The sequence below is a fragment of the Streptomyces sp. AgN23 genome, assembly GCF_001598115.1.
Taxonomy (GTDB): Bacteria; Actinomycetota; Actinomycetes; order Streptomycetales; family Streptomycetaceae; genus Streptomyces; species Streptomyces antimycoticus.
The window spans coordinates 1,137,390-1,152,587 of record NZ_CP007153.1; the positions used below are offsets into that span (position 1 = coordinate 1,137,390).

At 72.3% G+C, this 15,198-nt stretch carries 11 protein-coding genes; all 11 read right to left on the reverse strand.

Translation table 11 applies throughout. The features are described from left to right. Positions 1–68: 68 nt before the first annotated feature. The 11 genes from AS97_RS04925 to AS97_RS04975 all read right to left on the reverse strand — a co-directional run bounded on the left by AS97_RS04925 (position 69) and on the right by AS97_RS04975 (position 15,182). On the reverse strand, positions 69–1,604 hold the full coding sequence (locus tag AS97_RS04925; RefSeq protein WP_059144836.1) for a DUF6519 domain-containing protein: 1,536 nt from the start codon (positions 1,602–1,604) through the stop codon (positions 69–71). 82 nt (positions 1,605–1,686) lie between these two features. Then, positions 1,687–3,864: a hypothetical protein gene (locus tag AS97_RS04930; protein ID WP_210564393.1), complete on the reverse strand. Its 2,178-nt coding sequence runs from the start codon at positions 3,862–3,864 to the stop codon at positions 1,687–1,689. Next, entirely contained in the window at positions 3,861–7,784 is a 3,924-nt protein-coding gene (locus tag AS97_RS04935) for a putative baseplate assembly protein (RefSeq protein ID WP_210564394.1), read from the reverse strand. Before AS97_RS04935 ends, AS97_RS04930 begins: the two co-directional genes overlap by 4 nt. Next, on the reverse strand, positions 7,781–10,990 hold the full coding sequence (locus tag AS97_RS04940; protein WP_210564395.1) for a putative baseplate assembly protein: 3,210 nt from the start codon (positions 10,988–10,990) through the stop codon (positions 7,781–7,783). Before AS97_RS04940 ends, AS97_RS04935 begins: the two co-directional genes overlap by 4 nt. Then, on the reverse strand, positions 10,987–11,385 hold the full coding sequence (locus AS97_RS04945; protein WP_059144840.1) for a GPW/gp25 family protein: 399 nt from the start codon (positions 11,383–11,385) through the stop codon (positions 10,987–10,989). Before AS97_RS04945 ends, AS97_RS04940 begins: the two co-directional genes overlap by 4 nt. Next, positions 11,382–11,726, reverse strand: coding sequence for a DUF4280 domain-containing protein (locus AS97_RS04950; protein WP_059144841.1), 345 nt, complete (start codon positions 11,724–11,726; stop codon positions 11,382–11,384). The genes AS97_RS04945 and AS97_RS04950 overlap by 4 nt, the downstream gene beginning before the upstream one ends. A 36-nt stretch (positions 11,727–11,762) precedes the next feature. Continuing rightward, a complete protein-coding gene (locus AS97_RS04955; RefSeq protein WP_210564396.1) occupies positions 11,763–12,296 on the reverse strand; it encodes a phage baseplate assembly protein V in 534 nt (177 codons plus the stop codon). 21 nt (positions 12,297–12,317) lie between these two features. Beyond that, complete coding sequence (locus AS97_RS04960; RefSeq protein ID WP_059144861.1) at positions 12,318–13,457, reverse strand: hypothetical protein; 1,140 nt, start codon at positions 13,455–13,457, stop codon at positions 12,318–12,320. After that, positions 13,447–13,824, reverse strand: a complete 378-nt coding sequence (locus AS97_RS04965) for a hypothetical protein (protein ID WP_059144843.1) — start codon at positions 13,822–13,824, stop codon at positions 13,447–13,449. The genes AS97_RS04960 and AS97_RS04965 overlap by 11 nt, the downstream gene beginning before the upstream one ends. A 3-nt stretch (positions 13,825–13,827) precedes the next feature. After that, a complete protein-coding gene (locus AS97_RS04970; protein WP_059144844.1) occupies positions 13,828–14,514 on the reverse strand; it encodes a hypothetical protein in 687 nt (228 codons plus the stop codon). Next, entirely contained in the window at positions 14,511–15,182 is a 672-nt protein-coding gene (locus tag AS97_RS04975) for a hypothetical protein (protein ID WP_210564397.1), read from the reverse strand. Before AS97_RS04975 ends, AS97_RS04970 begins: the two co-directional genes overlap by 4 nt. Positions 15,183–15,198 lie beyond the last annotated feature (16 nt).

The window sequence follows — 15,198 nt, forward strand, 5'->3', positions numbered from 1 at the left end:
CCTTAGGGATTCGGCAAGGTGATGTACGGATGCCACGGTCACGGAACTCAATGGGCTCCGGACCGAGCCTACGCTTCCGGTTCGGCGCCCTTCCCGGCCCTGGTCTCGGCATCCGCCTCGGCCTCCGCCGCGAGCGCCCGCGCGTCCGCGGCCGGGGCGGGCGTGGCCAGCGGCCCGAACACCATCCGCAGATCCAGCTCCGCCTGTTCGGCCGTCACCCACGCCAGCGGGGCGTAGTGCACCCGGATCCCGGCCGGGGCCTGGAGCAGCGGGGTGCGGGCCGCGTTCACCGGCCACTCCACGGTGCCGGTGGCGGTGCGGGCCGGGATCAGCCAGTGGTCCCCGGAGCGGTAGGCGCCGTCGGGGGCGAAGTACACCTCGACGCCGTCCTCCAGCGGCAGCCAGCGGCCCTCCTCGACCTTGAGCGCTCCGCGCTTCAGCCGCGCGGCAGCGCCCTTGCGCGGGCGCCGGGCGCTCTCCCGGTGGTCCCAGCGGCGCAGGAACGGCCGCAGCTCCGGGCGGCGTCCGACGCCCGGCTCCGGCTCACCGGACAGCCGCACCCGACGCCCCGGCAGGTCGACCTCCTCCACCCGCAGCAGCGGCAGCGGCTCACCCCGGCTGGTGTAGGCGGTGTCCACGAACTCCACCAGGTCCCCGACGCCCAGATCCAGCTTGTCGTCGCCGCCCAGTGACGCCAACTCCACCCAGGTGCCGTCGAGTTCATCGACGGGGAAGACCACCGAGCCGTTCTCCCGGGACCATTTGAAGGTCGCCTCCTTCGCCGTACCGCCGTCGTGGATCTCCACCCGGTACAGCTGGTTCTCCGGGCCCCGGTAGCGGGCGTCCGGCCGCACCAGGCAGGGGTCCTCATCCGCGTGTTCCGGCCGCTCGCCGCGGGCCGCCAGCCGGGACCCGGGCGCCGACGCCTTCCGCGCCCACGCCTCGAACGCCTTGCCGACCTGGTCCTTGTCCGCCCCCTCCGGGTTCTCCAGCTCCAGGGCCGAGCCCTCCAGCGGCAGCACCTGCCAGACCACCTTGACCCGTGCCGCGGTGTCCGGCATGGCCGAGCCGAGGGCCACCTCGCGCAGCGCCGGGTCCTCGGCGGCGGTGACCGACCGCTCCCACACCTTGAGGCAGACCAGGAACGGCCGCTGCTCCGGCAGCCGGTCGCCCGGTCGCTCCGGGTCCCGGTAGGCGTCGGGCTGGTCCCAGTAGGTCCAGGTGGCGGGCGGCTCGTCCGGCTCGGGTGCGTCGGCCTCGCCCTCCTTGGCGGTGGCCCCGTCCGTCGCCTCGTCGTCGACCGGCACACCGGGCAACGGCCGGGTCGCCTCGCACAGGATGCCGTCGACGTAGTAGCGGCCGCCCTCGATGATCAGGTCGTCCAGATCGCGGCTGCCGCCCTTGAAGGCGATGTGGAATCCGGCGTCCGCGGACGGGCCGCCGTGCTGCCCGATCAGGTCGGCGGCGAGCGTACGGGCCTGGTGGAGCTGGATCGCGGTCTGCTCGTTGGCGTCGGCGTCGAGCTGTACGCGGCCCTGCTGGGCGACGACGGCGGAGTAGCGCCGGTCGGGCCGGAAGGTGAGACGGGAGAGATCGGCGTGCATGGAAGGGGTCCCCCTCGAAAGGTTCGGAAGTCTGGCGGGCGGGGGCCCGGACGAGCGGGCCGGGGTGTCGGGTCACGTCGGGTCATGTCACGGCGATGACTCCCGCGTCCGTGCCCGCCGGGGCGTACTCCGCGAGCCGCGCCCGCAGGCTGTCCTCGCGCTGCGGCTGGTACAGGTCGTGGAAGGCGCCCATCTCGGCGCCGTCCTCGGCGCCCCGGCGGATCTCCTCCGCGCAGCCGGCCGCCAACTGCCCGTACACCGGTGTGCCGTACCGCTCACCGCTGAACAGCGGCCGCACCCGCCACGCCTCCTCGGCCCCCACCAGATCCGGCTGGCAGCGGTAGCGGCGCGGGGTGCGCGAGCCCGGCGGCACATAGCTGAAGCGCAGACATCCGGCCCCGCGCCGGGCCACGTGCATCCGCCCGGTGAAGAGGCTGTTCTCACCAATCTGGACGGCGTGGGTGTGCACTTCGCCGATGACGGTGGTGCGGTGGGCGTGCAGCACGGCGTGGGCGTGGCGGCAGTCCGGGGCGGACAGCGCCGGGCGGTCGTGTCCGGTGGCGTCCAGGATGGAGTCGCGGATGTGGAGGGCGAGCGGGTCGGTGTGCACCTCCTCGCCGATGACCTCGATGGTGCCGAGGATGCTGCGCTCGATCTGGACGCATGCGGTGGTGCGCTCCAGGACCAGGCTGGGCTCGTCGGGCGAGCGCGGTTCGCACTCCGGCTCCAGGGACCAGCCGGGGACGAGGGTGCAGTGGCGCAGCACCACGGCGCCGACCGGCCCGGTGACGTTGAGGCCGCGCCCCGCGATCAGCAGCCCGTCCAGGACGATGCGCGGCGCCTCGCCACCGGTGTGCCCGGTCTCCTCCCGCGCCCGGATGTTGAGCGCGTCGGGGCGGTTGCTGTACCAGTCCAGCAGCCGGATCACCGGCCGGGTGCCCTCGGCGGCGCGCAGTTCGAGGCGGTCGCCCGGGTCCAGGTCGAAGTCCAGTTGCTCCTGGTAGGCGCCGCTGTGGGTGATCTCGATGATGCCCTCGGGGCCGCACCGCCCGCCCCGCCGGTCGTGCTGCCACTGCCGGTAGGCGTCCAAGATCCGCTGATGGGCGCAGCCCGGCCCGACCCGGTAGACCTCCGCCGCCGGGGAGGTCTCGCGGTCGTCCCGCTCGTACTCCCCGCCGCCCATGTCGTCGGGGTACGCGTAGTGGTAGGTGACCCAGACGCCGTGGCGCGGCGCCGCGCGCGAGCCGAAGGCGATCCGGCCGCGCTCGGGGTCGATGACCACCTGGCCGCGCTTCGCCCGGTAGCGCCAGTCGGTCAGATCGGCCACCACGATGTCCGACGGCGGTACGGGCTCGTCGTGGCCGTCGCGCCAGATGGTGAAGCTCTTGCCGGGTCCGTGGGAGTCGAGGAGATGGTCCGCGAGCTGCCGGCGGCCGATGTACGCGGGCACATTGTCCATAGCGGCGATGTGTGTCGCGGACGGTTCGGGTTCGGGCCGGGTCACCAGCGGGGTGTCATTGCCGAGGATCGAGAAGGTGTAGAGGTTGCGGGCCCGGTCGACGCAGTACGCGGGCGCCTTGGTCACCTGGTACGGCTTCAGCCGCCAGACGAACAGCCCGACCCCGGCCGGAGTGTGGCCGCCCTGCCTGCGGCGGGAGCCCGCGCGCCGTACGTCCACCGAGCGCGCCACCGTCCCGAACGGCCCGCCCGCCAGGTCCAGCGCCGCCCCGTCCCGCAGATCGGCGAGCCGGCCCCGGGAGAGCCTGCGTACGTCCGCCGCCGCGCCACCTGTCCCGCCGTACAGCTTGACCGGCTGCTGGTGCGCGGTGAGCCGGGAGAACTCCACGGCGCGGGCGGGCCATCCGGCCACCGACGCGGAGAGCTCCTCCAGCAGCGCGAGCGTGCCCTTGCGCCGCCGGTTGGCCACGGTGGCGGCGACGTCGCGGCGCGGCGCCAGTGCCTCGGCCAGCCGCGCCCGGGACGCGTCCGGCGGCCCGCCGTCGCGCAGTCCGGTGGCCAGGACCCGTTCGTAGCCGGGCAGCGGACGGTAGCCCACCAGATCGCCGAGGTAGGGCAGCACCCATGCGGTGGCGGTCTCCACGAACCAGTCGTCGTACTGTCGCTCGGCCCCGTCGCGTACGCGATCGACCTGCTCGGCGATCACGGCGAGCAGGGCGCGCAGGGGCTCGCCCGCCTCGCCGTCCCTGAGGCGATGCCACTGCGGAAGCAGCTCGGCGAGCCCGTCCGGCTCCCTGGTCATGAGGTGACCTCCGTAAGGATCAGCGTGTCCGGGACATCGGGTGAGAGCAGCGCGAGCCGCGCCGGGCGGATGCCGCGGAAGACGGACACCGAGCGGCCCTTGGCGAGCCGGCGGGTGTCGGTGATGTCGGGGTTGAGGCGCAGCAGTTCGGCGAGCGGGATGCCGTGGCGCCCGGCGATGTCGGTGAGTGTCTCGCCGTCCGTGGCGGCGACCCGGTAGGTGTCCTCGGCATACTCGGCGGGCCGGGCGGGGACCACGGCGCCGGGCTCGGCGAGCCGGCCGGCCAGGCCGGCCAGCTCCTGCGGGGTGCTGGAGGCCGGGACGCCGGTGAAGGCGTCCACGTCCACATAGTCCACCCCGGGCACCGACTGGGCGGTGGCCAGGACCTCGGAGAGCACCGCAGGCTGCCCCAACTCCCGCCCTGGATAGCCGAGTTCGCTCAGCAGGGCCTGGCGCAGCCGGGGTTCGACCAGCTCCCAGGAGTGGTCCGGCGCCACCTTCACCCGCGCCACCAGCACCAGCAGCACGAGCTCGCGGACATCCACCCGGACCGGCAGCCGGGTGTCCCCGTAGGCGGCCAGCGAGGTGCGCAGGGCGCGGAGCACCTCCGCGTCCTCACCGATCGGCGCGTCGTCCACCCCGGCCACGGTGACATGGAGCACCTTGCGCCGCCCGTCGAACAGCTCGCGGGCCAGGGCCCGGCCGATGCCCGCGCGGGATCGGGCGAAGTCCTCGTAGTCCTGGAGAGAGACCAGCCGGTCGAGCGCGGAGACCGCGAGCGGGATGGTGCGCCGGGTCATTCCCGGGCCGTCGCCGTCCGCGCCACCGGTGGCGGGCTGCGGATTGGTGACGGCGGTGACGCCGAGGGGCCGGGTCAGGGCCTGGGTGATGCGGTCCGCGGGGACGTTGGCGGCCTCGCCGGTGCCGAAGCGGTAGCGGGCCCGTACGTTCTCGTGGCCGCTGGGCAGCCGGGCGCCGTGCACCCCGTCCCCGAAGGTCACCGTGGTCCGCCCGTCGCCGGTGGTCCCGGTGACGTACACGCGCTCATGCGGTCCGCGTCCGGCGAGGCTGTCCACCCGGTGCCACAGCAGCCCGTCGACGCGGATGTCGAGGGCGGGGGTGGCGCCCAGCGGGTTGTCCGCGGGGAGCCAGGTCAGTGGCGCCTGCCACAGCGCGAAGGTCTGGTTGGCCAGGGCGGGATCGCCGCTGCCGATGGGCTCGTCACGGCTCTCGCCGTGGGTGGCGGGCACCACGTTGCCCTGGACGCGGACCGTCTCCCGGCGGTAGCGGTAGGCCAGGTCGGCGGTGAGGGTCAGGGTGGTGTGGACGTGGTCACCGGGCAGTTCGGGATCGACGCGCTGGTCCACGGCGGCGATCACCGCCAGCTCCGTGCCCCGGACCCCCGTCGGGCCGCCCGGCCCGGCCGGACCCGGGATGTCGGTGCGCTCGCCGGAGACGACGATCCGGCGGCCCGGCCGCAGCCCGTCGTACAGTTCGGCGAGCTCGATCTCGTTGCCGTGCACATCCTCGCCCAGCGGCTCGTCCGCCGGGCGCAGCGGCTCACCGCCCGCGTGCACGGTGGTGTCGCGGATCGCGGAGAGCAGCACATCGTGTTCGTCGAGCCACGGGTCGGCGAGCGTGAGCTGGGTGCCGCGGCCGGTGATGCCGTAGTTGGTGTACGCGGCGGTGCGCACGGCGACGACGCGGGTGGTGACGCGAGCCAGCCTCTCGTCGCCCGGGATGCCGTCCGGCTCGCCGGAGCCCTTGCGGGGGCGCTCGATGGCCACCCAGCTACCGACGGTGAGGGAGTTCTGGACCGAATCCAGCGGCAGGACATAGCGGTTGGCGGGCTCCGGCACGGTCGCGATGCCGATCTCCACGGCCGGGGGCTCGCTGCCGGGGGTGAACCGCAGCGTCAGTTCGTAGGTGCCGTAGGGGATCTGCTTCGGGGGTTCGCCACGGCTCAGCATCCACTGCTGCGTCTCCCCGTTGTCCACGACCACATGCACCCGGCCGTCCTCGGCGGGCCGGGACACGAACAGGGTGAGCGGCGGCAGTCCGGGCAGCAGAGTGGCGGTGACACCGGGCTCCTGCGAGTCGGTGGGACGGCTCCTGAGCCAGCCCAGGTCATGGTCCTGGCCGAGGCGGGTGGACAGCTGGACCTTCCCGGGGCCGAGGTCGAACTCGGCGCTCTGCGGCAGGTTCTCGGTGCGCTGCCACGACGTCCCGGTCTCGATGTGCTGGAACTCCGCCTTCACCGGCACCTTGCCCGCCGTGTCGTACACGATCCGTACGGCGGTCAGCTCACCGCCGGTCAGCGGCCAGTCGGTCTGCCGGATGACCCGGCCCCGGTCGTCCTGCACCGGCTTGAGCGGCGCCATCGCCCCGAAGGGCGCGGCCGTCACCCGCATCGCCAGCAGCTCGCGCAGCAGCGGGACGGTCCCCGGCGGGGCGGTGGCGGCCGGGGCGGCCCGCCGCCACGCCGCGTACATGCCGTGGGCCACTCTCGGGTCGAGGGCGCAGAGCAGCCCGGCGGCCAGGTCGGAGCCCGGCCCGAAGAGCCGTAGCGGATCGTGCCCCGCCGCGGAGCGGGCGCCGGAGGGGGGCCGTACGACGCGGGTGCGCAGGGCGGGGAGGACGGCGCCGAGCGCGCGTACGGCGGCGGAGCCGTGAGCGGCGCCGGGGGACCCGGTGGCGCTGTCGGCCGCGGGCCGGTCCTCGGCGAGCTGAGACCTCAGCCGCACCTCGCCGCCGGGCCCGGAGGAATCCAACTCAACCGCCCGTTCGCGCAGCAGGCCGATCACCGCCTCCAGCCGCTCGAACCAGGCGGCGACCTCCTCGTACGGGGCGGCCAGCACCTGCGCCTCCGCCAGCCGGTCATGCGGTTCGGCGAGCCGCCGGGCGAGCTGCGCGGGCGTGCTGATCCCGTCCAGGTCGGCTCGTAGCGGCGCCAGCACCTGCGCGTCGAACTCCTCGATCAGACGGCTGACGGGACGCGGATCGGGGTGGTCCGGCGCAGGCTCGGCGTCCCCCCAATCGTCCGGGTCCTCACCCGCCTCCGGGTCGGTGATCCACCGGCGTACCTCGTCCACCAGCTCCTTGAGGGACGGTGGGGCAGACTCCGGCAGCCCGATCGCGGTCACGTCCTCCTCGCGGTCGACGGTCACGCGCGCGACGGGCAGCAGCAGCCTCCCCCAGCTGCCGCCGGGAGGTGCACCCTGACCACCGCTCCCCGACTCCGCCGTCCCGCCGAAGACGAAGAGCAGCTTGTCGCCGACGGTCAGCCCGAGCGAGGTCCCCGAGACCAGCAGTTCCGGCCTTCGTCGCAGGTCGTCGGGGCCGATCAGAGCCGGGCGACGGCGGCGCACCGCCAGTTCGTTCCAGGCCCAGCGGGCGGCCAGGTCCTCGCTCGTCTCGAAGGTCTGCGACTCCTCGTCGGAGGCCGCCGGGACGCTGTGGCTGATGGCCCCGCGCGGGATCGTCACCACCACGTCCTCGGCGCGCGGATCCCGGTCCAGGGTGTACGCGAGGTGGGTGTCGGCGGCCACGCCAGGCCGCGGCACATGACCGACCAGCCGCCCCAGGAGGGCGAGCGAGCGGTGGTCGTGGGCGGTGCGCAGATAGCCCTCGTCGGCGATGCGCTCGGAGTGGAAGGTCAGCAGGTCGCCCAGGACCGCCCAGGCGTCCAGCAGCCCGATGGCCGGGTCGTCCGGGGTGCGCACGGTCAGGCCGCGCAGCGCGGGGTAGGCGGGCGAGGCGAGCCGGTCGAGCATGGCGGCCAGGAAGGAGCCGTAGTCGCCGACGCGACAGTCCAGGGCGGTGCGGCCGGGTGGGTTGTGCGGGGCGCCGGGGGCCCGGCGCTCGTCGTGGCCGCCGCCGCAGCCGCCACCGGAGTTGACGTGGTCGGGGTGGTCGCTCATCGGGCCCCCTTCAGCTCGATGACCAGGCGGCCGTTCTCGGGCCGGTCGGGGTCGTTGTCGCATTGGGCGATCTCCAGGGGGCCGAGGCGCAGGATGCCGTCCTCCAGCGCCTCGCCGTGCGAGGTCTCGTACGAGGTGCCGTCATCGGACCCCTTCGGTCCCTCCAGCCCCTCGTGCCACAGCCGTCGCAGCCGGGTGACCTCGACGCTCAGCACGCCCGGCACCGCCGCGGCGACGGCCACCAGCCGGCTGAGCCGCACCGGTTCGCCGAAGGTCAGGGCGTCGGGGTGGAAGAAGCCGAGCCGCCCGCCGGAGAACCGGCGGCTGCCCAGCGCCCGGTACAGCTCGGCGAGGATCTGCCCGTGCTGATGCCCGGGCGCGGCGCACACGGCGAGCGCGATGTCCAACGGCACGGCACGGGCCGGACCGACCACCAGGTCGTGTCCGATCCGGCGGTAGCCCTCCAGTGCGTACGCGACCGAGTCGAGGAGGGCGGGGGGCGGCGCCCCGGTCCCGTACGCGTCGATGGCGATGTGTGCCTCCTGCACACTGCCGGTCCAGCGGATCTCCGCCGCCGCGCGCTGCACACCGGGCAGCCCGGAGGCGAGCGCCGCGTAGTCCTCGGCGGTGATGGCCCGGTGCCGGGTGCGCTTCAGGTCGAGCGGGGCGAGCTGGCGGACCCGCTCGACCGGCTCGGGCTCGGTGCCGCCGACGGCGGGCAGCGGATTGCGCACCCCGGCCACGGGCAGGGGCCAGGTGGCAGCCTTCCCCGCGCGTTCCGGATCCCGGCACAGCACCAGGTGGTTGATGGCTTCGGGGCCGACGTTGCCCGCCGTGCCGCCGCCGACCCGGTAGTGGACCGCGAGCCGCGCCCCGGGCTCCGGCTCCGCGCCGTACCGGCCGTCGCCGAAGCGCAGCGCGATGCGGCCGTCGTCCTCCAGCTCCCCGACGACGTGGCGGTCCCGGGGGCGGGAGCCCAGCAGGTCGCGGCGCGGTGTCCAGGCCGCGCCGTCGGCTTCGATCCGTACGGCGGGGAGCGCGGCCCGTGGATTCTGGACGAGGGCGGCCGCCGGCCCGTGCAGCACCGGGTCCTCGGGGCGCAGCCCGGCCGCGTAGGCCCGGCCCCAACTGTGCGCGATCTCCCAGGCGATGCGCCCGTCCAGGACGGTGCCGGCCCGGGCCCTGGCGGTCAGTGCGCGAAGGCGCGTCAGCTTGGCGTCGAGCAGCCGGTCGCAGCGGTGCAGCAGTTCGCGCAGCGCCCGGACGGGGTGGCGGGCCAGTTGGAGGCGCTCCAGGACGCGCAGCCCGAACAGGACGGTCAGCTCGGCGATCTCCTCGTCCGAGAGCCCGTCGCGATCGCGGGCGCCGCGCCACAGCTCGGTGAGCCGCTGCCGCACCCGTCCCGGGATGGCGGCCAGGTGCTCGGCCTGTCCGGCGGCGATATGGCGCGGGTCGGGAAAGGGCACGGCCTGGGTGACGGGCGCCTGGTGCAGTACGGGCCGCAAGCGCGGCCCGATCCCCGGGTAGACGGACTGGGCGAGAAGCGTCCGCAGGGCCTCGGCCTGGGCGTACGCGGTGCCGGGCACGACCTTCTCGCGCCGCTGCCCGGCCGACTCCAGACCGATTCCGGCCCGGCCGGTCGCCTCGAGGCCGACGGTGGTGAACAGCTCTCGTACGTCGTCGGCGGCCAGCGGCCGCCCGTGGCGGGCCCGGTCCAGCAGGGAATCGATGAGCCGTGCGGGCGCGTTGCCGGCGTCCTTGTCGAAACAGCCGAAGGCGGGGGGTTCACACGAGCCTACGACGGCGGGGACCGGCGGCACGGTGAAGGTCTCCGGTGTGCCGCAGCAGAAGGTCAGCGAGCGCCCGTGGTCGACGAGCACCACATTGCCGCGCGCCACGCTGACGTCCTCGATGGGCACGCAGTCGGTACCGCCCCGGGTGGCCAGGCACAGCGGGAAGGCCAGTGCGTCCTGCGGCGCCCAGGTGACCTCCAGCACCGGCTGTTCGGCGAGCCGGTCGACGGCGGGGGTGACGGAGGTGAGGCGCACGGCCTGCCGGTGCGAGGGGTCGGCGTCGCCGGGCGTCCCGGAGCGCGGCCCCCGCACCTCCTCGAACAGCAGCAGATCGCCGGGATGCAGGTCGATCGTGCGGGTTTCGCACTTCTCGTCGGCCCATGCGTCGCGCAGCGTGGCGGAGGTGGCGCCGACGGGCAGCGAGCAGACCTCGCCACCCCAGGTCCACAGGCGGATGCGGTGGTGTTCCGGCCGCAGGTGGAGGGGTTGATCGGTGACGACGGGCTCGAACACCTCCACCGACCCGCGCTCGTCGAGCACGGCCAGCTCCCGGTCGTCCAGCACCGCCCCGATGTCCGGCCGGTCCAGCGGGCCGAGGGTACGGACGTCGACGGCGGCGAAGCGGTACTCCCCCGGGTCCAGGGTCAGCGGCTCGACCGCCTCCACGGTGACGAAGGCGCGGGCGTTGCAGCCGTCGTGCATCGCGTAGTCGATGAGCCGTACGTGGCGGCGTACGGACACCCGGCGGCGGGCGGTGTCGAGATACGCCTCGGTGGCGACCGCGTCCTGCTGGTAGCTGATCTGGTCGGCGGTGTAGGCGAGCAGCTCGACCAGGGTGGTGCCGAGGTCGGCGGCGTTGCGCTCGATCCAGTCGGAGGTGGTGAGGCGGAGCCGGTCCAGGACGACCTGGCGAAGGGTGTCGTAGTCGCGGGCGGTGTAGTCGATGACGGGGGCGGGCCCGGTCCGGAAGGTGGCGGGGAGGTCGTCGCCCTCCTCCTTGCAGTCGAAGGGGGCGGGGCAATCGGGCCGGAAGGTGAACTCGGCGGAGAAATACCGCTGGTCGAAGCCAGGGAAAGGCTCGGTGCCGGGCCGCCCGCAGGGATCGGTGTCCACGACGGAGAGCCGGTAGACGGAGGTGTCCCCGGCCCGGTCCACGGTGACGTACAGCTTGTCGTCGAGCTCCGGGTCCTCCTCGCGCTCGACGGAGATCTCGAGGACCTCGATGCCGGTGATCCGGCGGCCACCGTCGATGCGTACGTTCTCCGGGCACAGACCGTGCGGGGCCTTGCCGAGGAAGGTGACGGTGAGAGTGGTGCCCTGTTCCGTGCTGTCCCCCACCTCGACGGCGTCGACCCCGTTGAGATGGACGGCCCTGATGAGGTCGCGCCGTGACCCGGCGGCATGCTGACTCACGCGGATCCCCTCCCCTCGAACACCTCGTCGCGCAGACTGGCGGTGGCGCGCACCACATACCGCAGATGGACACGCACGACGTTCTCCTCGCTGACCACGTCCAGGGACGCCACCTCGATCAGCTCGCCGAGCCGGCGCTGCAGCGACGCCTGGACGGACAGCTCGACGGCGGAGGCCAGTTCGGGGCTGTTGGGCGTGAAGACGAGGTCGAGGAGGCCGCATCCGAAGTCGGGCCGCATGACGCGCTCGCCGGGGCTGGTGAAGAGCAACTGCTCGATCAGATCGCGTATGTGGTCGTCGTGGTCCGCGTGCGCGGTGCGCCCGCGCCGGTCGATCCGGAACGGAAAGGCGATGTCGGTCCGTACCGTGCGGGTCCTGCCGGTCCGTGTCCTCATCCGCATCTCACCCCTTGCCGCGCGGCGGAGACGACGGGTGGCCCCTGTGGCACGAGCCCCGCGCTGAAGCACTGTGCCGAGGAGGTGTCGAGCAGTACGGGCACGCCATCGATCAGCACCGTGTCGCGGTCCGGAGTCCACCGGACGGTGGTGCACGGCAGCGGGACGCGGTCGACGGTGTGCGGGCAGCCGACGACCGTGAAGACGTCGTCGGCGGATGGCATGGGCTGCCCGTCGAGCCGCACACCGGACGACGGAACGGATACCGCCCGTACGCGTCCGCCGTGCGGGCAACTGATCACGGCGGTATGGCTGACGAGATTGCCGGAATTCCCGGACACGTCGCTTGTCCCTCCCCGTTCTCGTGCGCCGGCTGGTTATCGCTTCTTGGGCACGGTCAACCGGCCCTCGTTCAGATCGACTTGATCGCCGACCAGGGAGACCGACGCCCCCTGGCCGTTGTCGATATGCACTCCGGTCGCGTCGATCTTTACGAACGCGCCGCCGGGCGCCTGCAGCAAGATGCCTTCGGCCGGAACGTCGGACATCACGATCTTGTGCTTCCCCGGTGTCTGGATCACCACGGGGTGCGCGGTCGCCGGATCGGTCCGCGCGTCCTCCGGTAGCTGCTCCCTGGCCCCGAACCAGCACCCCGTCCAGATGGGGAAGCTGGGGTCCCCCTGCTCGAACTCCACCCACACTCCGGCCCCGGCGGAGGGCACGACATACTGCCCGGCGGGCCGTAGCTGATCCCCCGTGAAGGGAAAGCAGGGCATGGCCCAGGTCGACGGCTCATCGCCGAGGACATCGGGCACCTCGACGGTGATCCGGCCTATTCCGAGCGGGTCCTGGTTGTCCCGCACCCGGCCCCGGAATTTCCCGAGGTAGCGGTTGTTGGGCGTGGCCGCCATAGGGGCTCCTGATTCTTGTCCTTAGGGCCGAACGGTGTCGCTCCGGGCGATCAGCCCTTCGCGGGTGAGCGTGAAGTTCTGCTGGAAGGAGCCGGGCCGGAGATGGTGGGTGACGGACTTGACGTAGTACTCGCCGTCGTAGGTGGCCCCGGCGCCCCGGACGCCGACGAGCTGACGCGGCTGGAGGATGTACCCGTGCCGATTGACGTCCAGCGAGCCGGAACCGGAGATGGCGTCGGCGGAGACGGCGGCCCGCGCCAGAGCCTCGGCCTCGGCCTGCGCCCGGTCCTTCTTGGCCGTGCCGGAGAGCGTCTTGCGCTTGAGGGCGGGGGTAGCTCGTTTGCCCAGCGGCGGGCGGAGCGGGCTGATGTCGGGCTGGGCGAGGAGGGTGGAGGTGCGAGTGGCCGGGTCCTGCCAGCGGGCCTGGGGCTCCTCGCGCGCGGTCCCGTCGTAGGCGAAGGTCAGCTGGTCGACGGTGGAGTTGACGTCCATGTTGACGCTGAGGGCGTGCTGGGGTGTCCCGATGCGCTTCTCGGGACCCCAGTAGGCGGTGGAGACCCCGGCGACGGGCCCGGGGACGAGGTAGAAGACATAGCCGTTGGCCTGCGCGAGATCGGTGACGTATTGCAGGTCGGTGCCGGTCTGGCAGTCGACGCGGCGTTGTGCGTTGGGCGGCTGGAGGATCTTCTCCTCGACGACGTCCGCCTCGATCCCGTAGTCGGTGTACTTCGAGAGGATGCGGGCGACGCGCTTGAAGGGCGGGAGGTTGGGATAGCGGTCGGTCCGCTCCTCGAGGTCCATGAGGAGGGTGAGGTCCTCGCCGGTGACGGTGAGGGTCGTCTGCCCCGGCTGATTGCTGGCCCCCACCTCGTGGCGCACGATGAGCCCGTCGAGGAGGACGATCGGCGTGCCCTTGACGGCGGCCGTGACGACCACGCGGGTGCGGGGGTCGAAGAACCCCTCCGGGAGCAGCCGGTCGATGATCGCGCCCTTTTTGGTGAGGTCGAACGCCATCTGGAAGCCGCTGCGTTCGCCCGCGCTCGTGGTGATCTGCGCGGACAGCAGCGCCTCGGTGACCTCGGGGGGCACGGGGCGGGTGAGCTTGGGCCCCATCCGTAATTCGAGGTGAATGGGCCCCTGCCCGACAGGCTCATCGGCCATGGCGCCCACCGCTTCCGCCCGGGAACCCGTTCGGGATCTCGATCTCCTCACCCGGCTCGGCGGTCAGCTCGCGAGGGTCGAGGACGGGGTTGGCGTCGGCGATCCGCCACCAGGCGGCGGGGTCGCCGAAGTAGCGCTGACCGAGGTGGTCGGGGCGCTCGCCGCTGCTGACGGTGTGTGTGGTCTCGGCATCCTCGGGGGAATCGCCGAGGGGCGGCAGCAGTCGTCGCTTGACGTACCGGACGGGGGTGCCGTCGGGCTGGGTGTGGATCCCGATCTCGGCGTCGTGGTAGCGGCTGGAGCGGGGGTAAGGGTGTGCCCCCGGAATCGCGTCGAGCGCGCTTTCGTACGGCTGTGGCTCTGTCATCCGCTAAACCCTCCCCAGCCCGATGTCCCCACTGTTCAACCCCAGCGCGCTGAGCGCCCCACCACGCGCCGCCGCCGCGAGCCGCTCCTTCTGCGCGAGATGCGCGAGATAGAGCTCGGCGCCCCGGTGGCCGGCGGGCAGATCGCTGACGGTGAGCACCTTCAGCCCGATGCTGAGGGATGCGCGGATGGGGTTGAGGTTGACGTCGAACGCCGATTCGTTGATGGACAGTTCGGTGATGCGGACCGGCATGACGCGCTTGCTGCCCCATGTGAAGAGGGTCAGCGGCATCTCGATCGGGCTGATCTCGATGGTCCCCTTCTTGGACAGCCGCATGGCCTCCCGCAACTTGGCCGTGGTCGGCTGCACAAGCATTTCGAGCGTCGCGAGCTGCGGGTGTATCCCGTCGGGCGCGGCCACCTCGAACTGATCGGTCGCGTCGATCTCCGCCGTGAACTTCCACGTCTCCTGTGCTGGGCCCTTGAGGCGCAGGGCCTCGTTCTTGTCCCCGCTTCCGCTGCCGCCTCCGCCGCTGTCGGCTTGGTCGCCGGCGGATTGGGGGGAGAGGGAGCGCTCCAGGGTGTCGGGGTTGAACTGGAGGATGATGATGCGTTGGGGGGTGCCGCGGTCGGGGTCGACGAGGACTATTCCGGAGCGGATGGGTTTGGGGATGTCGGGGTAGCGGGTCACAGGCGGGCCTCCCAGCGCTCCCGAAGAGGTGTGCAGTCACGGTCTGGAAAGATCTGTGGAAGCGCGTCGAGCATGTTCACGATCCGGTCAGTTACCCGCCGGAACTCTTCCTCTTCCAGTGGGGCTTGAGTGAAGAGATGCTGCCAGCCGAATGCACCCTTGGTGAGACGGAGGAAGTCGACATATGTACTGTAGTCCAGGTCCATTCTCCACAAGCCCCGCAGATGGTCGGAAAACCACAATTCAGGGTCGGTCGACCCTGGATGCAGTCTGATCGCGGTGAAAGATCCGGCCCCCGTGAAAGGGGTATCGTCGATAACACGGAGCCCCTGTCCGATACGCTGTTCATCGTCCGAATAGAAGGAGGATGTGAAATCGGGTGGATCTTCGCGCACCGCCTGTTCAAGGGGGGTCAGAAAGAATTCACCGACGACGAATGCATACGGCTCCACCGTCTGCCACTGGCTTCCGATCTCGGAGAACCGAACAGACCGCTCGAAGAGAGACGGGGCAAAATGTGGGCCTCCGCCGGAGTCTCTTGCGTTTGACAGGATATCCTCTTCCAGAATATCCCCCCGGACCTCCTGGAGGACCTGCACCCCCGGACTTTGACGGAGATCTTCCTGGATCTGGACCCATTCCTGCTCCCAGGGCGTCAGGTTCACCATTCTGAATCATCCTCAC

What these genes read in the sequence shown, in the direction of transcription:
- AS97_RS04925 (WP_059144836.1), bottom strand. Translation starts at nt 1,604, where the DNA reads ATGCACGCCGATCTCTCCCGTCTCACCTTCCGGCCCGACCGGCGCTAC.
- AS97_RS04955 (WP_210564396.1), bottom strand. Translation starts at nt 12,296, where the DNA reads ATGGCGGCCACGCCCAACAACCGCTACCTCGGGAAATTCCGGGGCCGG.
- AS97_RS04930 (WP_210564393.1), bottom strand. Translation starts at nt 3,864, where the DNA reads ATGACCAGGGAGCCGGACGGGCTCGCCGAGCTGCTTCCGCAGTGGCAT.
- AS97_RS04935 (WP_210564394.1), bottom strand. Translation starts at nt 7,784, where the DNA reads ATGAGCGACCACCCCGACCACGTCAACTCCGGTGGCGGCTGCGGCGGC.
- AS97_RS04965 (WP_059144843.1), bottom strand. Translation starts at nt 13,824, where the DNA reads ATGACAGAGCCACAGCCGTACGAAAGCGCGCTCGACGCGATTCCGGGG.
- AS97_RS04975 (WP_210564397.1), bottom strand. Translation starts at nt 15,182, where the DNA reads ATGGTGAACCTGACGCCCTGGGAGCAGGAATGGGTCCAGATCCAGGAA.
- AS97_RS04960 (WP_059144861.1), bottom strand. Translation starts at nt 13,457, where the DNA reads ATGGCCGATGAGCCTGTCGGGCAGGGGCCCATTCACCTCGAATTACGG.
- AS97_RS04945 (WP_059144840.1), bottom strand. Translation starts at nt 11,385, where the DNA reads ATGAGGACACGGACCGGCAGGACCCGCACGGTACGGACCGACATCGCC.